11 protein-coding genes and 2 pseudogenes are annotated in these 15,455 nt (G+C 68.4%); 3 read left to right on the top strand and 10 right to left on the bottom strand.

Annotated features, from left to right (window positions below):
- Positions 1-20 precede the first annotated feature (20 nt).
- Both ACFXA3_RS03310 and ACFXA3_RS03315 read left to right on the top strand, forming a co-directional pair.
- Entirely contained in the window at positions 21-398 is a 378-nt protein-coding gene (locus ACFXA3_RS03310; protein WP_385181212.1) for a winged helix-turn-helix transcriptional regulator, read from the top strand.
- Between the two features lie 1,156 nt (positions 399-1,554).
- Positions 1,555-1,677 (top strand): annotated as a pseudogene (locus ACFXA3_RS03315) (hypothetical protein); the annotation flags it as partial.
- A gap of 128 nt (positions 1,678-1,805) precedes the next feature.
- Here ACFXA3_RS03315 and ACFXA3_RS03320 read toward each other — a convergent pair.
- From ACFXA3_RS03320 to ACFXA3_RS03360, 9 genes are read right to left on the bottom strand one after another with little or no spacing between them, the layout of a single operon-like run.
- Entirely contained in the window at positions 1,806-2,735 is a 930-nt protein-coding gene (locus ACFXA3_RS03320; RefSeq protein WP_385181214.1) for a GNAT family N-acetyltransferase, read from the bottom strand.
- Between the two features lie 17 nt (positions 2,736-2,752).
- Complete coding sequence (locus ACFXA3_RS03325; protein WP_385181216.1) at positions 2,753-4,030, bottom strand: MFS transporter; 1,278 nt, start codon at positions 4,028-4,030, stop codon at positions 2,753-2,755.
- Complete coding sequence (locus ACFXA3_RS03330) at positions 4,027-5,280, bottom strand: ATP-grasp domain-containing protein (protein ID WP_385181219.1); 1,254 nt, start codon at positions 5,278-5,280, stop codon at positions 4,027-4,029. The genes ACFXA3_RS03325 and ACFXA3_RS03330 overlap by 4 nt, the downstream gene beginning before the upstream one ends.
- Positions 5,277-6,635 carry a SidA/IucD/PvdA family monooxygenase gene (locus tag ACFXA3_RS03335; protein WP_385181222.1) on the bottom strand — a complete coding sequence of 453 codons (1,359 nt, stop codon included), beginning with the start codon at positions 6,633-6,635 and terminating at the stop codon, positions 5,277-5,279. The genes ACFXA3_RS03330 and ACFXA3_RS03335 overlap by 4 nt, the downstream gene beginning before the upstream one ends.
- The gene (locus ACFXA3_RS03340; protein ID WP_385181224.1) at positions 6,632-7,075 is read right to left on the bottom strand and encodes a GNAT family N-acetyltransferase; all 444 of its coding nucleotides are present in this window, start codon (positions 7,073-7,075) and stop codon (positions 6,632-6,634) included. Before ACFXA3_RS03340 ends, ACFXA3_RS03335 begins: the two co-directional genes overlap by 4 nt.
- Positions 7,065-7,826, bottom strand: a complete 762-nt coding sequence (locus ACFXA3_RS03345; protein WP_385181226.1) for a class I SAM-dependent methyltransferase — start codon at positions 7,824-7,826, stop codon at positions 7,065-7,067. The genes ACFXA3_RS03340 and ACFXA3_RS03345 overlap by 11 nt, the downstream gene beginning before the upstream one ends.
- Before the next feature lie 12 nt (positions 7,827-7,838).
- A complete protein-coding gene (locus tag ACFXA3_RS03350) occupies positions 7,839-8,903 on the bottom strand; it encodes an NAD(P)/FAD-dependent oxidoreductase (RefSeq protein WP_385181229.1) in 1,065 nt (354 codons plus the stop codon).
- A complete protein-coding gene (locus ACFXA3_RS03355) occupies positions 8,900-9,175 on the bottom strand; it encodes a cupin domain-containing protein (RefSeq protein ID WP_385181232.1) in 276 nt (91 codons plus the stop codon). Before ACFXA3_RS03355 ends, ACFXA3_RS03350 begins: the two co-directional genes overlap by 4 nt.
- Before the next feature lie 38 nt (positions 9,176-9,213).
- The gene (locus ACFXA3_RS03360) at positions 9,214-10,869 is read right to left on the bottom strand and encodes a class I tRNA ligase family protein (protein ID WP_385181235.1); all 1,656 of its coding nucleotides are present in this window, start codon (positions 10,867-10,869) and stop codon (positions 9,214-9,216) included.
- Positions 10,870-12,719: 1,850 nt separating this feature from the next.
- Between ACFXA3_RS03360 and ACFXA3_RS03365 the strand changes: the two are divergent.
- Positions 12,720-13,588: pseudogene (locus ACFXA3_RS03365) on the top strand (IS5 family transposase).
- 604 nt (positions 13,589-14,192) lie between these two features.
- On the opposite strand, the gene ACFXA3_RS03370 reads toward ACFXA3_RS03365, so the two are convergent.
- Positions 14,193-15,191 carry an NADP-dependent oxidoreductase gene (locus ACFXA3_RS03370; protein ID WP_385181236.1) on the bottom strand — a complete coding sequence of 333 codons (999 nt, stop codon included), beginning with the start codon at positions 15,189-15,191 and terminating at the stop codon, positions 14,193-14,195.
- Positions 15,192-15,455 lie beyond the last annotated feature (264 nt).

A 15,455-nucleotide genomic window follows, 5' to 3' on the forward strand; every position in this document is an offset into this window, starting at 1 on the left:
ACCTGTTGAGGAGAGTGATCATGACGGCCACCTGCCCCAGCGGCCAGCACGCGCACCATGACGTCTATGCCGCCCAGTGCCCGTGCCGCGCACTGCTCGACCTGCTCGCCAACAAGTGGTCCGCGCTGGCCATCGGCGCCCTCGAGGACGGGCCCCAGCGTTTCGGGGAACTCCGGAGCAAGCTCCAGGGCGTCAGTCCCAAGGTGCTCACTCAGACGCTGCGCCGCCTTGAGGACTTCGGCATCCTCGACCGCACCGTCTATCCCGTCGTTCCGCTGCACGTCGAGTACGAGCTCACCTCCCTCGGGCAGAGCGCCGCGGTCCCGCTCAACGCGCTTCGGTCGTGGGTAGAGGAGAACATTGACCATGCCTTCCGGCCTGAACCGGTCGCGTTGTAACGGGGCGAACAGTCCTGCACCTCAGCAAGCGAGGCCCCGTGAGACAGGGCGCGCGGCATCGAATGTGCCCCAGGCGACGGCTCGGCCCGGACAGTGAAGGAGCGGGCGGCCCCGACCCGTCGAAGGGCTGTTGCTCACCGTGCTTCCTCAGTCCGTTGAGAGCCGAGCCAAGTGGGGGCGGCACCCGAACGGTCGTGCGCTGCTGCTGGATGCGCGGCAGGCTCTCCGGTTGGACCAACACCACCTCGTCATCCATGACGTCACGTCTCAGGATCGAGGAGGTATCAGGTGCCGAGGTCAAGTGACCGTGAGCCAGTCTCGGTAGGCGTCTGCGAGGCCGTCGCGGGCGAGCATCGAGTCGCCACCAGGGGACGGCGTAGTGGTAGGTCTGCTCGTACGACCCGGCCGTATCGAAGATGCGCCGCAGTTGGGTGGCGAGGGCGAGGGCGGTGGTGCGGTCGTCGCGGAGGGCGGTGTTGCCGTCGGAGCCGGGGAGTGTCTTGGCGTACAGGGGCATGAGCCGTGCGGCGGCCGACCACAGTCGGGGCTGGTCGAGCTGCTGATGGATGGGCGACGAACACCCCGGCGACGCGGCGTTGGGTGTCGGCTGCGCCGATGAACGTGTATTCGCTCCCGTACGCGGCCGGCTTTGCCTCCCCCGCATCTACCGTGGGTCCGCCCACGAGGCGAGCGGCGAACCCGCGCGCCAACAGGTCGCAGCTGCCTCCCTCGCCGCGAGTAACCCACGCCCGACCAGGAGAAATCAGCGGATCACGTTCGGTTGAGATAGGGCTGCTCAGCCCCATCGAGTTCTGTGCGCTGGGTGTCTACGATCACCGCGCGGAGCGCGCACCTTGACGCTCGGTTCCAGCTTGGATTCTGGTGACGCCGGAGCAGGAAGGGGCACTCCAGCGCTGGTGGGGAATTCCTGCGCAGGGCCGGCCACCAGTCCTTGCCCTCCCTTGAACACCCTTGGAGAACACACACGTGATGCGTACTCTGGCTGTTCTGACCACCCTCGCGGCCACCGCGGGAGGCATCCTCGCCACCGCTCCCACGGCTTCGGCAGCCGACGGCTACTGCGGCGTTTCCAAGGGCGTTACCCGGGGCGGGTACTGGACGCAGGTCCCCGCACCCAGCGGCGGGTCCACCTCGTGTGTCATGGGCCGGGGCTCAAACGGCCCGCAGTCGAGCAACTCCAGCTCGCCCTGAGTATCTGCTACGGCATGGACACCGGGGTACCGACGACATCTACGGTGCCAAGACCGAGACGGCCGTGCGGTCGCTGCAGAGCGCGACCAACCAGAAGGCCGACGGGGTCTACGGCCCCAGCACCCGCGAGCCGGGAGTTGAGCGTGTGCGGGGATCCTCCTGGCCGGGTGACCTTCACCCGACCGGCGCCCCGGGTCACACCCAGGGGTGGACCCGTACCTCCCCCGGGAAGGCGCTGGCGTACCGGGGCAGGTCCGGGCTGTCCGCATGCCCGAGGTACTCCATGCGAAGCGTGCGCGCCATCGGCGGACCGTCCGCCTCCCCTTCGTACGACAGGAAGAGGGAGGGGTAGGAGAGCGCCGACCGGTCCAGGATGAGTTCGGCCGTGTCGTTGCCGGCGAAGGGGGCGACGCCTTGGGACGGCACGGCGGTGAACCCCAGCCGGCTCTTGAAGTCGAACAGACCCGTTTCCACGATGTGACCGTAGAGGTTGGGGTCGTTTCCGAGGCTGACTTGCCTCAGGCCGCGCGTCCTCGCCTCGCTCAGAGCCCGGACGTACATGACCCGTGAGAGGCTCCGGTCGCGCCCCGGTTCGTCGACGGCCGAGAAGCGCAGGCGTACCAGACCCACCTCGGGCAGGCACTGGCTGATGCACGCCCCGACGACGGTGTCGCCGTCGACGGCACGTACCACGAAGAACTCGGCGGCACGGGAGAGGAGTTGCTCGCGCTGCTGGACGGCGACGGGAAATGCGTTGCGCATCGTGGCGACCTGGCGGCGGTAGAGGTCCAGGAACGCATCCAGCAAGGGCGCGTCGAGGGGGACGACGTCGATCACGACGCCCGCTTCGGCCATCCGACGGCGCGCGGTGTTCACGTTCTGCCGTTCCTTGCGGCGCAGCCCGGCGAGGAACCGGGCCTCGCTGTCGCAGGCGTCGGCGACCCAGGTCAGCCAGCTGGGCTTGATGAAGAACCCGGCCTGCGCAAGGGCTCGCCGGCTGCTCTCGGGCGGGTCGATGACCCGGACGATCTCCACGTGACCCCGGTGCGTCTCCCAGTCCGTGTCCAGTGCCTCCCGGACATCGGCGAGGGCGACGGTGAGGCCGTGCAGTTCTTTGATCTCCATGATGTTTCCCCGTCCCGTCAGCCGGCAGCTTCGCCGGCATTGGAGGAAGCCGCTTCTCGCGACATGAACAGCCGGTCGCCCCACAGGCACCGGCGCGAGAGGGCCAGCACACAGGCCAGGTAGAGGCCTTCGACACCCGCGCAGTACATGAGCGCCGTGCGGACTCCGCCGCTGTCCAGCAGGTACGACGCGAGGGCGAGCGTGGGCGCACCGAGGGCGGACGCGACGAAGAGCCGGAGCGATCCCACACGGCCCAGGACCTCTCGGGGGGTACGGACCTGGAGTGCGGTCATGAGGAGGGTCTGGGAGCAGCCGGCGGTGAAACCGACCACGGCCACGCACAGCAGCGTGACGAGCAGGCCCCACGAGGGGAGCAGCAGCAGGAAGGCGGCGAGCAGGGCCGACATCGAAGCCGTCAGGAGCGTGAGGGGGTTTCCGTTCGACCGGGCCCCCCAGGGCACCAGAGTGGACAGGATGACGCCGGCGGGCAGAGCGGCGTTGACCAGGGCCATGGTCAGGGTGCCGCCGCCGAACCTGTCGGTGGCCAGCGGCACCACGATCAGGGTGAACATGGACACGGCGACGTAGTCGCCCGAACAGATCACGATGTGGAGCATCAGGCCACGCTGCTCGCACAGTGCGCGGATGAGACCGCCGCGCTCGTCCTGTGACCCGCCCGCGCCGGGCACGGCGGGGCTCTTGCGGGGCAGGCTCTTGAGGATGCCCGCGGCGGTCGCGAACGACAGGGCCAGCACCGCGAAACCCCAGAATACCGGCCGGAAGCAGAGCATGAGCATGCCGAGAGGCGCGCCGAGCAGCGTGCCCGCCTGGAACGCCGCGTTGATCCTCGCGTTGAGCGAGGCCAGCCGCTCCTTGGCGGCGAGTTGCGGCGACAAGGAGAACATCGCGGCACGGTAGAACGCCTGCACCACGCTGACCAGGGCGGCCGCGCCCACCATCGCCGTCGCGGGATGGGCCCGCAGCGAGAGGACGGCTTCGAGGGCGATGGCCCCGCACGCGAAGGTCTCGCTCACGACCGCGAGTCGTCCGGCACCCATCCGGTCCACGACCTGGCCGGCGACCAGCTGCACGAGCGCGGCGATGGCGAAGTTCGAGATCAGCACGAGGGCGAAGTTCGAGGCGCTGCCGGTGAGCCGGTAGAGGGTCGCCGCGACCAGGGCGTTGTTTCCGCTGAGCGCGAGGTTGACGAAGAAGACGGCGAGGGGAATCCGGCGGGTGCCTCCGGCGCCCGTGGTGCGGAGTGAGGTGGCGGTCGCTGTTCCGGTGCCGGTCATACGGTCACTCCGTTCGGGAGTTCGACGTCGATCTCGATCTCGCGGGCCGTACTCAGAGCGGCGTTGAACGCGATGCCCGGCGTGTCACCGAGGGTGCGGATCTGGCAGACCGCACCCCGGTAGTCCTGTGCGGTGCGCGCCTCGTCGCCCGCCCCAGCTCCGGTGACGACCTGCGTCACGTACCCCTGCGTGGCCGCGTGCTCCAGACCGCCGACACGGCGGATCTGCCCGCGGGCGGGGGCGTAGACCGTGACGGTGCTGGAATGGCGGCCGTTGGCGGCCACCTCGGGCAGGCTCTGGCCGAGTGCTGCCGCGCAGAGCAGCTCGGGCAGGGGGACGGTGAGGCAGTCGTCCATCATCAGCGGGAGCAGACCCCCGCCGGGGCGGGCGTTGACCTCCACGATGACGGCGCCGTTCTTCGTGAGGACGAACTCGGTGTGCAGCATGCCCTGCGGGATCGCGCACTCCCGCACGATCTTGTCGACCGCCTCGCGCATGTCCCGCGCCGGGGCCTCGGGCACCTCGACGGGGAAGGTGTAGGAGACCTCGCAGAACGTGGGTGCGGGGCCCAGCTGACGGTCGGTGAAGCCCAGGTGGTGAGCGCGTCCGTCGTCCGTGACCAGGGTTTCGAGGCTGTACAGCGGGCCGCGGAGGTATTCCTCGGCCATGAGGGCGCCGTCGAGGTACCGGTCGGCTTCCGTCATCCGCGCGAAGGCGGCGCCGCCCTGCTCGGGACGGCAGAGCACGACGTCGAGGCTTCCCGTGCCCCTGCAGTTCTTCAGGACCACGGGACCGCCGACCTCGGCCATGAAGGCGACGAACTCCGCCTCGTCGCGCGGCGCCGTCCAACGCGGCGAGGCGATGCCGAGCCTTTCGTACATGGTGCGTGCGAGGCGCTTGTCGCGGATGGTGCGCACCGTATCGATCGATGCGAAGGGGGCTCCGATCCGTTCGGCCAGCGCGGCCGCGAAGAGCAGGTGCCGGTCCAGCAGGCACACCACACCGACGAGTTCCTCGTCCGCGGCGGATGCGGCGGTGATGAGTTCCTCCGGGACGTGCTCGCCCTCGGTCGTGCTGACGACGTGGAGCGCGCCCGCCTCGGCGAGCCGCTCGATGGCCTCGCTGCCGGGGACCTTGCGGTACTTGGCCGGGTCGGTGGTGACGAGTGCCGCCGCGACACCGTGGTCAAGCGCCCAGGTCAGTGCGGACAGTCCGCTGCCGCTGAGTGGTGCCTCGATGAAGAAGATCATGAATGTTCCCAGGTCGGGCGCGCGGCCGCAGCGGGCCGGGCGGTAGGGGGCGGGGTGTCCCTGGTGTGTCGGTAGACGCCCAGGACGCGGTCACTGAGCAGCCCGAGCGAACTGAGGTTGGCGAAGCCGGGGCCCTGTGCGAGCCCTGCCAGAGCGGGGACGTGGAGCCGGGGTCGCAGTCCCCGCAGAGCCAGTGACGGGTCGATCTCCCGCATCAGGGCCCCGGTGTCGGCCAGCGGGGCCGCGAGCCGTCCCTCCACTTCCGCCGCGGAGGCCGGGTCCAGCAGCGAGCGGAACTGCGCGAGCGGCGAGGTCCCGGTGCAGTTGACGACGAGGTCACAGTCCTCGCGCAGTACTTCGTCGGGCTGGTCCACGATGACCCGGGCGCGGCCGGTGGGGCTCAGGTCGACGAACCTGACCCGGCCCATGACGTACGTGAGGCCCGTGTTGCGGGCCAGGGCCGTCATGGCCGCAGGCGAGATCACGCCCCGATCGGTCCGGTTGATGAACTCGCGTCGCTGTGCCTCCGGAAGGTGCGTCCAGCCGGCCGTTCCGGGATCCGAGTACACCATGTCCTCGGCGGGGGACTCGGCACGGGAGCGGGGGAGCGAAGGGGAGATGACGGATACCGCGATGTCCTCGCCGAACGTGTCCCACAGGAACTGGGCGAAGGAGGCGGCGCTCTCTCCCGCGCCCACGAGACAGACCCTGCTTCCCGGTCCGAGGTCCCTCGCGCGCACGTGCTCGCGGGGTTCGGCGGCCGTGATCAGGCGGGAGGCGACCCGGGGATCGTGCAGCAGGGAATTGGGGACCCCGTGTCCGGTGAGCACGAGACCGGCGCAGACGGTGCTGCCCGGCGTACCGTCGTCGGCGTCACGGGACTCCAGGCGCCAGTGCCCGCCGCCGTGGCGGATGGCGGTCACCTCCGCGTGCTGGAGACGGACGCCGGTGACGGCCCTGTCGAGCACCCATGCGAGGTAGGCGGCGAACTGCCGGTGCGTCGGTCTGGGCTGTCCGGCGTCCACCCATCCCCGGTATCGCCCGGCGTCCACCAGATGGCTCTGCCAAGAGAACAGCCGCATCCGGGCGTCGATCTCTTTGCCGAGGGAGCCGAACCGGCCCGTGCTGTCGTACGGAAAGCCGATGTCCTTCTCGGCCCGGGTGCCGAGCAGTTCCGTGCCGGTCGTCCATCCGTGCCGGCCGGTCCAGTGCGAGGCGACCTCGGCGCGTTCGAGGATCCGCACGCGCAGCGACGTCACGCCGAGTTCGTTGAGTACGTGTGCCTTGGCCGCGAGGGCGGCACCCTTGGGACCGGCCCCGACGATCACTATGTCCTGGTCGATCTGTGGGGTCATGCTTCCTTCAGGGGCAGGGCCAGGTGGTGGCAGTTGAAACGGAATCCGGCCCTCAGGTACGTGTTGTGGGCCGCATGCCGGTGGTAGCCGGTGTCCAGGTGCACTTGGTCGCACTCTTCGGAGCCGGCGACCGCCTTGACGAAGTCGAGCAGCTGTCCGCCGAGGCCGGTGCCCCGCGAAGCCTCGTCGACGATCAGGTCGTCCAGGTAGAGCACCCGGCCCCACGCCATGGTGGTCAGCAGGCGGAATCCGGCGGCGCCGAGCACCGTCGGGCTGCCCTCGGGGCGGGCCAGGACCAGCCGGTAGCCCTCGGACTGTTGCCTGCGCCAGCGCCGCACGAGCTCCTCCGCGTCGCCGATGTGGGGGCGTAGCTGTGCGAACACCGGCCAGGCCCGGCGGACCGCGTCCTCGTCCTGCGCGAAGGAAAGGTCAGTGTTCACGGGGTTGCGTCTCCTTTTGGCCGAGGCAGACGGTGAGACAGTGGCCCACCCGGTTCGTGGTCTCGCCCAGCACGGAGATTCCGCACGACGTGCTCAGCTCCACCAGCGCGTCACGGCTGAAGGACTGGGAGCGGAAGTGGTCGCCGGAGCGGAACTCGATGCCGCCGTAGGGGCCCGGGGCCTCCGCGAGCGGGCTGATCCCGCAGGCCCGGTAGTAGTCGCGTCGCACGGACGTGGCGCGCGGGGTCTCGGCGAAGACGGACAGCAGGGCGATCCCGCCGACCTGTTCGACGCTCCTCAGGAGCACCGTGGGGTCGGGGAAGTTGCCCAGCAGGTTGAACGGCAGCAGGACCAGGGGCCGCGGGCCCGTCACCTCGCCCATCCAGTCCTGGCTGCGGGTGGCGTCGCCCACCCGAGCTCGCGCCCGCCCTTGCAGGCGTTCGTCGGCGATGCGCTGGTGCAGCAGGTCGACCGCCGCCGTGTTCAGGTCGATGCCCAGGTAGTCGATGCCGGCGGCACGGGCGATTTCCAAGGACCGGCCGTCGTAGCAGCCGAGCTCGACGAGGTCGCTACAGCCGTAGGTGGCGATGGTCTCCATGGCCGCCAGGTTCTCCATCTGGAAGAACGCGAGTACCTCGTCGGGGAAGTGGGCCGCCCGCATGATGGAGGACGCCCCTCGGGCTCGGTAGAAGGCACCGTTTCCCCGGGAGCGGTCCAGGGGCGGAGCGGGGAGCATGTGGGAATTCGGCAAGGGGGTCTCCTTTCAGATCGCGAGCACGGACTCGGCCGCCGAAGAGGCGATACCGGGGGCGAGCCGTACGCCGGATCCGTGCAGGCCGGTCATGACGAACAGTCCGTTCGTCGGGTTCAGACGGGAGATCCGCGGAACGGCATCCGCGGTGTACGTGTCGGTGAACACCCTCGTCCGGGTCAGCCGCCAGTTCCCGCAGCCGACGAGGTCGTCGAGGAACGAGGCGGCCCGGCCCAGCACGGCGGCCGTGGGCACACCCTCCGACGGCGGCACGTCCCACACGTCGTGCTTGACGCTCATGGCGTATTCGCCCCCTCCGACGGGGAAGAAGAAGATCCCCTCTTCGGCGGATCCCACGCCGTAATGGGCCCTGACGCCGTCCGCGAGGACGAAACGGAGGCCGAATACGCGCTTTGTTCGCACGCCCTGTGCGGCCGCCCACGCCCCGAGTGGTCCGGCGAAGCCGGGCAGCCAGGGCCCTGCGGCCACCACACAGCGGTCGACCTGTGTGTCACGGGCGCCCGGCGTACGGATCCGCAGGCCGTCACGGCAGGGGTCGATGCCGGTCACGCGGCGTTGTGTGAAGACCCGGACCCGGCCCGTGGAGGCCAGGCGTGCGAGCAGTATCGTGCACAGCGCACGCGGGTCGATGACGTGCGCCTCCCCGGACCACCCCGTTGACCCGGCCCGCAGATGCCAGGCTCCCTGGGCGAGCCCGGCGCCGGGCAGCGGACGCAGCGGAACGACCAGGTTGTCCTCGAGTCGCCGGGCGGCGGGCTCGTCCCGCGTGAGCCAGGCGAAGGGCAGTGGGGTGCGGGGCACGCTGGTGGCGGCCTCCATGGGCGGGCCGGAGCGGTCCAGTTCCCGCCACCAGTGCCGGGCCGACTCCACCCATGCGCGGTGATGGCCGGTGTGTGCGTAGGGAATGTCGATGGCGCCCGCGTAACGGGTGGCGCCCGAGGCGGCCTCGTCGCGCTCGAAGACCGTCACGGAGGCGGATGCGTCGAGCCGCGTGAGCGCGTCGGCCAGGCAGAGCCCGATCACACCGGCGCCAACGATTCCGATGTGCGGGCTCATTCGTGCTTCCACCAGAAGCCGAGCACCACGAGGTCTTCGGAGCCGCTGTTGGTGATGGTGTGCCGCGCGTGGGGCGGGGCGATGACCCGGGCGCCCGCGATCAGGCCGGTCCGTTTGCCGTCCACGGTGCAGTGGCCGGCTCCGGCCTGCACGATCCAGGTCTCCTCGCTGGCGTGGCTGTGGATTTCGGTAGTGGTGCCGGGTGTGACCCGGAAGACCATGGCGCCGTAGGCGAGACCCTCGGCACGGGCTTCCGTCTCTCCGTCAATCATGACGTCCAACGTTTCTGTTCCTCTGCTGCTGGATGTGGCTACTTGCGCAACGCGACGGGAAGGCAGGCGTTGAACTCGCCGCGTGACAGGGACCGCAGGCGGGGAACCTCGCCGGTGAGGGTGACGGCCTCGACGCCGTCGGCCAGCGCGGCGATGGTCGGAGTCCCCGGCTGCCCGACGAGTTCCCACACGCGCTGGGCCAGCGACGGCATCACGGGGGCCGCGAGTACCGAGAACCCCAACAGCCAGGCGGCTGCGGTGCCGGCCGTCGCGGTGAGCGCGCCGGCGGTGGCGATCCAGCGGTCCACGGCCGTCCACGCCCCGGCCAGATCGAAGGTGTCAGGGTCGAGCACGGCGCTCTGATGCGTCAGCGCGCGCTCCAGCCGGCCGAGCACCCCGGGGTCCGGTGCGGTGGCCCGGTGGCCGAAGAGGCGGTCTGCCGCGGCCTGGAGGGCAGTACTCGCACGGGTACCGGTCTCGTTGTGGAACCGTAGGAACTCCTCCACCTGGAACGCGGCCCGGGCGTACTCCGGCCCGCGCAGACACAGATAGGCACGGGCCAGGTCCGGCTCCGCCCCGCCCAGGGTGACGAGGTCGCCTCCCCAGATCACGTGGCCGCGGCTGGTCGAGAACTTGCTGCCCTCCAGGTCGTAGAAGTAGTTCACCAGCAGCGAGTCGACCGGCTTGTAGCGGTCCTGCCCCAGCGCGCAGCCGACGGCCCCGACCATGAAGGGAACCGAGTTGTCGACCCCGAAGGAGATCACCGTGCGGATGCGCGACCCCTTTTCGAAGGGGTTCAGGGCGCTTCCGGTGAGTTCCTTGTACCGCTCGCCCGCCACGAGGTGGCAGCCGATGAGCAGAGCAGAGTACGAGAAGATGACCTGTCCCGGAGCGAGGCCGTCACTCTCCCAGGGAATTCCCCAGGGACTCGGCACGGTCAGTCTGATGGCAGCGCCATGGGACTGGAGGTAGCGGTGGGCGATGGCGAGGAAATCGGGGCGCCGGCAGATTTCCCGCAGGTGCGCCATGAGTCTGTCGGGGCCGCCCCGTAGCTCCAGGTACAGCGAGCGGAGGTCTTCGAATTCCAGCGCACCCGAAAAGTGTGCCGTGGACGGTTCGATCATTTCGGCCGGCGAGAAGTGCCCTCCGCAGGATTCGCAGAAGAAGCCGACGAGGGGCTGCGCGCAGTCCGGGCACTTCCCCTTGAGCCAGCCGCTGACGATCGCCTCGCCCACCCTGGGCCTCATCGATCCGGCGTGCGCACCCGCATCCTCGGACCGCAGTACGGGCATGGGCTCGCTTCGTATCGCGGCACTGCCGGATTCGACGATTCCGGCAAGGAACTCCCTGTTCACGGCTTCATAGACGGCTGCCCACTGGCCGTCGAGCGGGTTGATCAGGTCGTCGTAGGCGATGTCCAGCGCGGCGAGGTCCTGACCGATGAGGTGGTGGTTGAGGTTCGCCACGTCTTCGGGGGCGACGCCGTCTTGGTGGGCGCGGACCAGCACGTGCGACTCGTGGGAATCGCTGAGGGAAATCATGGTGGCCTTGCCGCCGCCACGCACGATGTGACGCCTGAGCACGTCCATCTTGAGGAGCGGACCGGCTATGTGGCCGAGATGGGCGCGCCCGTTCGGAACGAGGCAAACCGGGGTGAGGAAGAATTCCTCACCCTGAAGGGTCAGTTGTTGCACCGAAATATCCTTTTGAGCATGTGAAGAGACGTGGAACGGCATGCGCCGGATCGCGCCGCCATTCCGGTCAAGCCAACTCGGACCCGCGCGGTCTGGGGCCGGACGTCGTCGATCGGCCGCCGGTCGGGTTTCGAAGAAAATGCCCGGGCTCCAGTCGGCGAGATGTCGCCAGTGGATGTGCCCCCCGGGGGGTCGCTCACCGCTTTTGGGAAGAAATTCCAGTGGGACGGCGACCGCTGAAGCTTGTCACTGCGAAACGAAGTTGATCAAGCCGAGTATCGCAAAGGCGAGGCAAAGAAGCGGCGAGCGTAACCCGTTGAATCTCATGGGTATCCAACCCAGTCGCCCACAAGCGACAAGTCGACCGATCCGGGGCACGGTGTCCGATAATCGGACGCACTCGTTTCCGATGGCGCCGCGCGGGCGCGCGGCCCGGCGGACCCCCGGGCGGCGCGTTGACTTGATTGCACTCGCAGTGCAATCCTTGGCGGGTTGGCGCGGTGACCACGCGTTATTCGGCGAGCGCCCCTTGCCGCATGTGTTGGTTCCAGCCAGACCGGCGACGGTCCTGCCAGGCAACGGCGCCCGGCAGACACCCGTCGACAGCCCTTCGCCCGACGAGTGCGGGCGCGAGCCGCCCCTACTCACACGAGAACCCCACGAACCGAACCCGGCCACGTCCATGCAGAAGGGTGTCTAACGGAGGTTGTGAGTCTCCGAAACCGAAATCACTCCGCGGTGGCATCCTGCGTACCTGGGCTGGGAGGCGCAGTCCATCCCGGGCCGGCGCATGACGCACTGGCCCAGTGCCTCTGTAAATCTCTTCAGCAGTGTCGGGCGGCTCTGAAAATTTAAGTACCGCAAGATTCATTTCAGTAGTGATGTCAGTGGCGCACGAGAGATTTCAGTGTGATGGCTGAGGGTCATGGGCGGCGCCCCCGAGAACTTGGGAGGTGCTGGCTGTCGTACGGTGCAGTTGTGTCAGTGCCGCACCTCAATCATGGCGAAAGAGCCCACCGGGGCCCGTGGAGAACAAGCTTCGCTGGGTGCGAGACGCCACCTTCTCCCAGGCCGGTCGGCGCAGCCGGAGCCCCGGCCGCCAGCGCCGTCCGCCTCGCCGGACGCGCCTATCACCCACACCCGCCGCTATCTCCTCCGCCACGAAGACGCCTTCGCCGACCGTGAGCAACATCCACTCCGTATCGATCTTGAAAACACATCGAGCGACCTGTTCAGTCCCGGTGAACCGATATATGCAACCTGCATTGATTGAATGGATGTTCCTCATGCCTGCCCGAAGTCTTCTGCGAGACCGAGAGACGCTTCGCGGTAAACGAGTAGCGATCGTTGCCGGCCCGGTTTCGCAGGAGGATGCCCTGTACCTGCGAACGGGGCCGCGGGCCCTGTGGTCGCTGACGGCCCTCCTGGAAGGACCGATTCGGGCGTTCACTGTGAGCACCTGGACCCGACGGCCCCCGACTTCATCGCGCGGATCACCGGATTCGACACGGCTTTCCAGGACGGCCGGATCCAGGGACTCCTGGACTTCCTGTCCGTGCCGTACACCTCGTCCGGGGTGCTGGCCAGCAGCGTCGGCATGAACCAGAGGTCCTCTAAGAGGTCGTTTTATCCTGGAATCTTGAGATTTGCTGCGATTCTTGAGGTGGTCGACTGCGGTGCGGTAGTGACCATTGATGGAGTCGGTGCCTGTGGGGTGTGGGGGGCTTGTGGGGCGGGCTGATGCTGGTGCCTGTCTCATCCCAGGATGCCCGGCCGTGGATGCCCCGTGTGCTTCCACTGCCGCGTCTGTGCGCCTGGGTGCATGCGGTCCGCGGCGGTACGCCGGAAGCATGGCGAAGCGACGTCCGTATCCGAGTGATCTGTCCGATGCGCGCTGGGAGTTGATTGAGCCGGTGCTGTCCGCGTGGCGTTTCGAGCGCCGTGGTAGGGCTCTGGACTTCGGCCGGCCTCCACGGCATGATCTGCGCGAGATCATGAACGCGATCTTGTACGTGGACCGCACCGGCTGCCAGTGGGCCTACCTCCCGCATGACTTCCCGCCGCACCAGGGTGTTACGGCTACTTCGTCAGATGGGCTGACGAGGGGGTGTTTGCCCAGCTCAATGGAGTCCTGCGGCGCCTCCTGCGCGAGAAGGAAGGGCGGAACGCCGAGCCGTCTGCGTGTGTGGTCGACGCCCAGAGCGTGAAAACCTCCACCAGCGTTCCAGCTGCCAGTCAGGGCATCGATGCGGGCAAGAAGATCGCGGGCCGCAAGCGGAGCATCGTCACCGACACGCTCGGCTTTCTCCTGGCGGTACTGGTCACCGCGGCGAGCGTGCAGGACTCCGTCGCCGGCACCCGCCTCATCGGCCAGGCCGCCGCCGACCACCCCGCAATCCGCAAGGTATGGGTCGACGGCGGCTACCGCCAGCACCTCGTCGAGCACGCCGCCACCCTCGGCATCGACATGGAGATCACCACCGGCACTCCCGGGACCAGGGGTTTCACCCCGATCCCGAAACGGTGGGCGGTCGAGCGGACCTACGGATGGCTGATGCTCCACCGACGCCTGGCCCGCGACTACGAAACCCTGCCCACCCGCTCCGTAGCCATCATCCATCTTGCGATGACCGACCTCATGGCCCGCCGCCTCACCGGCGAGAGCACCGTCTCCTGGCGAGACCCCAAGAAGCCCACCAAACAGCCCATCTCGGGATGAAACTTCGGGCGAAAGCGACCTCTAAGGCGGATAGGGTGCGGCGGGTTGGATCCTGCAGGTCACGTCGGGGCTGGTCGTGCAGGACGCGTATCAGTGGCTGTCTCTGTCCGGAGACCATGATGGCAACATCGGCTGGCTGATGCAGCACCGTGGCCTGGCGCGCGACTGCGAGCCCCTGCCTCAAAGATCCCGAACGATGATCCACCGGGCGACGGCCAACAGAATGAGCCGCGACTCACGGGAGAATCTGAACCAACCTGGCGAATCGAAACAGACACCCCACCCACACAGGCGTGAACGTTGATCAGATGCCCTCTTTAGGTTCCCGGCCCGGTGTCACACCCGGAGGTGCCGGCGATGATCGAGGCGTTCAGGAACAAGCCGGGAACTCTGACCCGTCCCGATGCCCACCGCGTCCTCGCCGCCACGCCCATATATTGCCCTGAAGTCGAGCACCGCCACGCGCTCGGTGAGCATTCCGTGTCCGGGCATCGTGTGGGTCCGGGCGGTGTTTTCGGTCAGAACGGCTTTCAGCCGGGGCCAATTCAGCTTGTCCAGGGCATGGGCGTGGGCGTGTGCACCACCACCTGCTGGAGTTCGGTAATCACGAGTCCACCGTCAGTACGATCTTGCCTTGGATGTGGCCTTGCGCGGCTCGGGTGTGTGCGCTGCCCGCCTCGGGTAGCGGATAGGTGCTGTCCACCCCGACCTGGAGCTTGCCCTCGTCGAACAGGCCCGCGATCTCGGCGAGCTGGGGGCCGTTGGAACGCACCTGGATGTTCGAGACTGTGATGCCCAGACTCGCCATGTCTTCCGGGTCGTACTCGGCGAAGAACACCGGAAGCATGGTGCCGCCGCGCTTGAGCACAGTCGGGAGGCGTGAGCTGTCCGGGCCACCGACAGTGTCGATCACCACGTCGACGCCGCTGACCGCTTCCGTGGCCTGCGTCTTGGTGTAGTCGATGAACTCATCGGCGCCGAGCTTGCGCAGGAACTGCTCGTGCCGGCCCGAGGCCACCGCGATGACGTGTGCCCCCTTCCATTTCGCCAGCTGTACCGCGAAGTGGCCCACTCCACCGGCGGCTCCGTTGACCAGCACCGTCATCCCCGGCGTGATCGGCACCGGCCGGTGCACCCGGCCGGTGAAAGGAGACGGCACGTCGTGGCCGAGATCAACCAGGTATTGCCAGGCCGTAAGCAAGGCCATCGGCGCTCCGGCCGCCTGCACGTGGTCGATGCCGGCCGGCTTGTGAGCCAGGTCCGAAGCCGGCGCGGCCACGTACTCCGCGTACGTCCGGCCGTCGAATCCGGGGAACCGCAGCATGCCGAAGACCTCGTCACCGACGGCGAACCCCAGCACGTCCGGAGCGACCGCCTGGACCACGCCCGACATGTCCGTTCCCGGGATCAGTGGGAACTCCAGCGTCGGCCTCATCTCGGCCGGCATGACCTTCATCCCCTCACGCAGGTACCAGTCCGGCGGGTTGATGCCCGCCGCATGCACCCGGACGAGTACTTCGCCCGGGCCGATCTGGGGAACCGTCACCTCGTCATACTGCAAAACTTCCGGCCCGCCGGCTTCGTGGAACTGGATTGCCTTCATTGCGTCTGTCGCCTTCTTGGGGAAACGTTGCTCCTCTAGTCAAGGCCCAGGACGACGTGGCCGTCCAAGACCGGTTCGGCAACCTGGTCATTCCGAAACGGCATGTCGCCTACGCTGGAAGGGTGAACGATCTCGGACAGGACCTGGAACTGCGGCTGGTGCGCTACTTCACCGTCGTGGGGGGGGGCGCCGCCGCGCGCCGCCCCGCCCCCCCCCCGCCGCGGGGCCGCGCGCCGCCGGGCCCGCACCAGACACAGCCACCCG

Origin of the sequence: Streptomyces sp. NPDC059456 (assembly GCF_042750055.1) — a bacterium.
Taxonomy (GTDB): domain Bacteria; phylum Actinomycetota; class Actinomycetes; order Streptomycetales; family Streptomycetaceae; genus Streptomyces.

What these genes read in the sequence shown, in the direction of transcription:
- ACFXA3_RS03350 (WP_385181229.1), bottom strand. Translation starts at nt 8,903, where the DNA reads ATGAGCCCGCACATCGGAATCGTTGGCGCCGGTGTGATCGGGCTCTGC.
- ACFXA3_RS03325 (WP_385181216.1), bottom strand. Translation starts at nt 4,030, where the DNA reads ATGACCGGCACCGGAACAGCGACCGCCACCTCACTCCGCACCACGGGC.
- ACFXA3_RS03320 (WP_385181214.1), bottom strand. Translation starts at nt 2,735, where the DNA reads ATGGAGATCAAAGAACTGCACGGCCTCACCGTCGCCCTCGCCGATGTC.
- ACFXA3_RS03370 (WP_385181236.1), bottom strand. Translation starts at nt 15,191, where the DNA reads ATGAAGGCAATCCAGTTCCACGAAGCCGGCGGGCCGGAAGTTTTGCAG.
- ACFXA3_RS03335 (WP_385181222.1), bottom strand. Translation starts at nt 6,635, where the DNA reads ATGACCCCACAGATCGACCAGGACATAGTGATCGTCGGGGCCGGTCCC.
- ACFXA3_RS03355 (WP_385181232.1), bottom strand. Translation starts at nt 9,175, where the DNA reads ATGATTGACGGAGAGACGGAAGCCCGTGCCGAGGGTCTCGCCTACGGC.
- ACFXA3_RS03310 (WP_385181212.1), top strand. Translation starts at nt 21, where the DNA reads ATGACGGCCACCTGCCCCAGCGGCCAGCACGCGCACCATGACGTCTAT.
- ACFXA3_RS03330 (WP_385181219.1), bottom strand. Translation starts at nt 5,280, where the DNA reads ATGATCTTCTTCATCGAGGCACCACTCAGCGGCAGCGGACTGTCCGCA.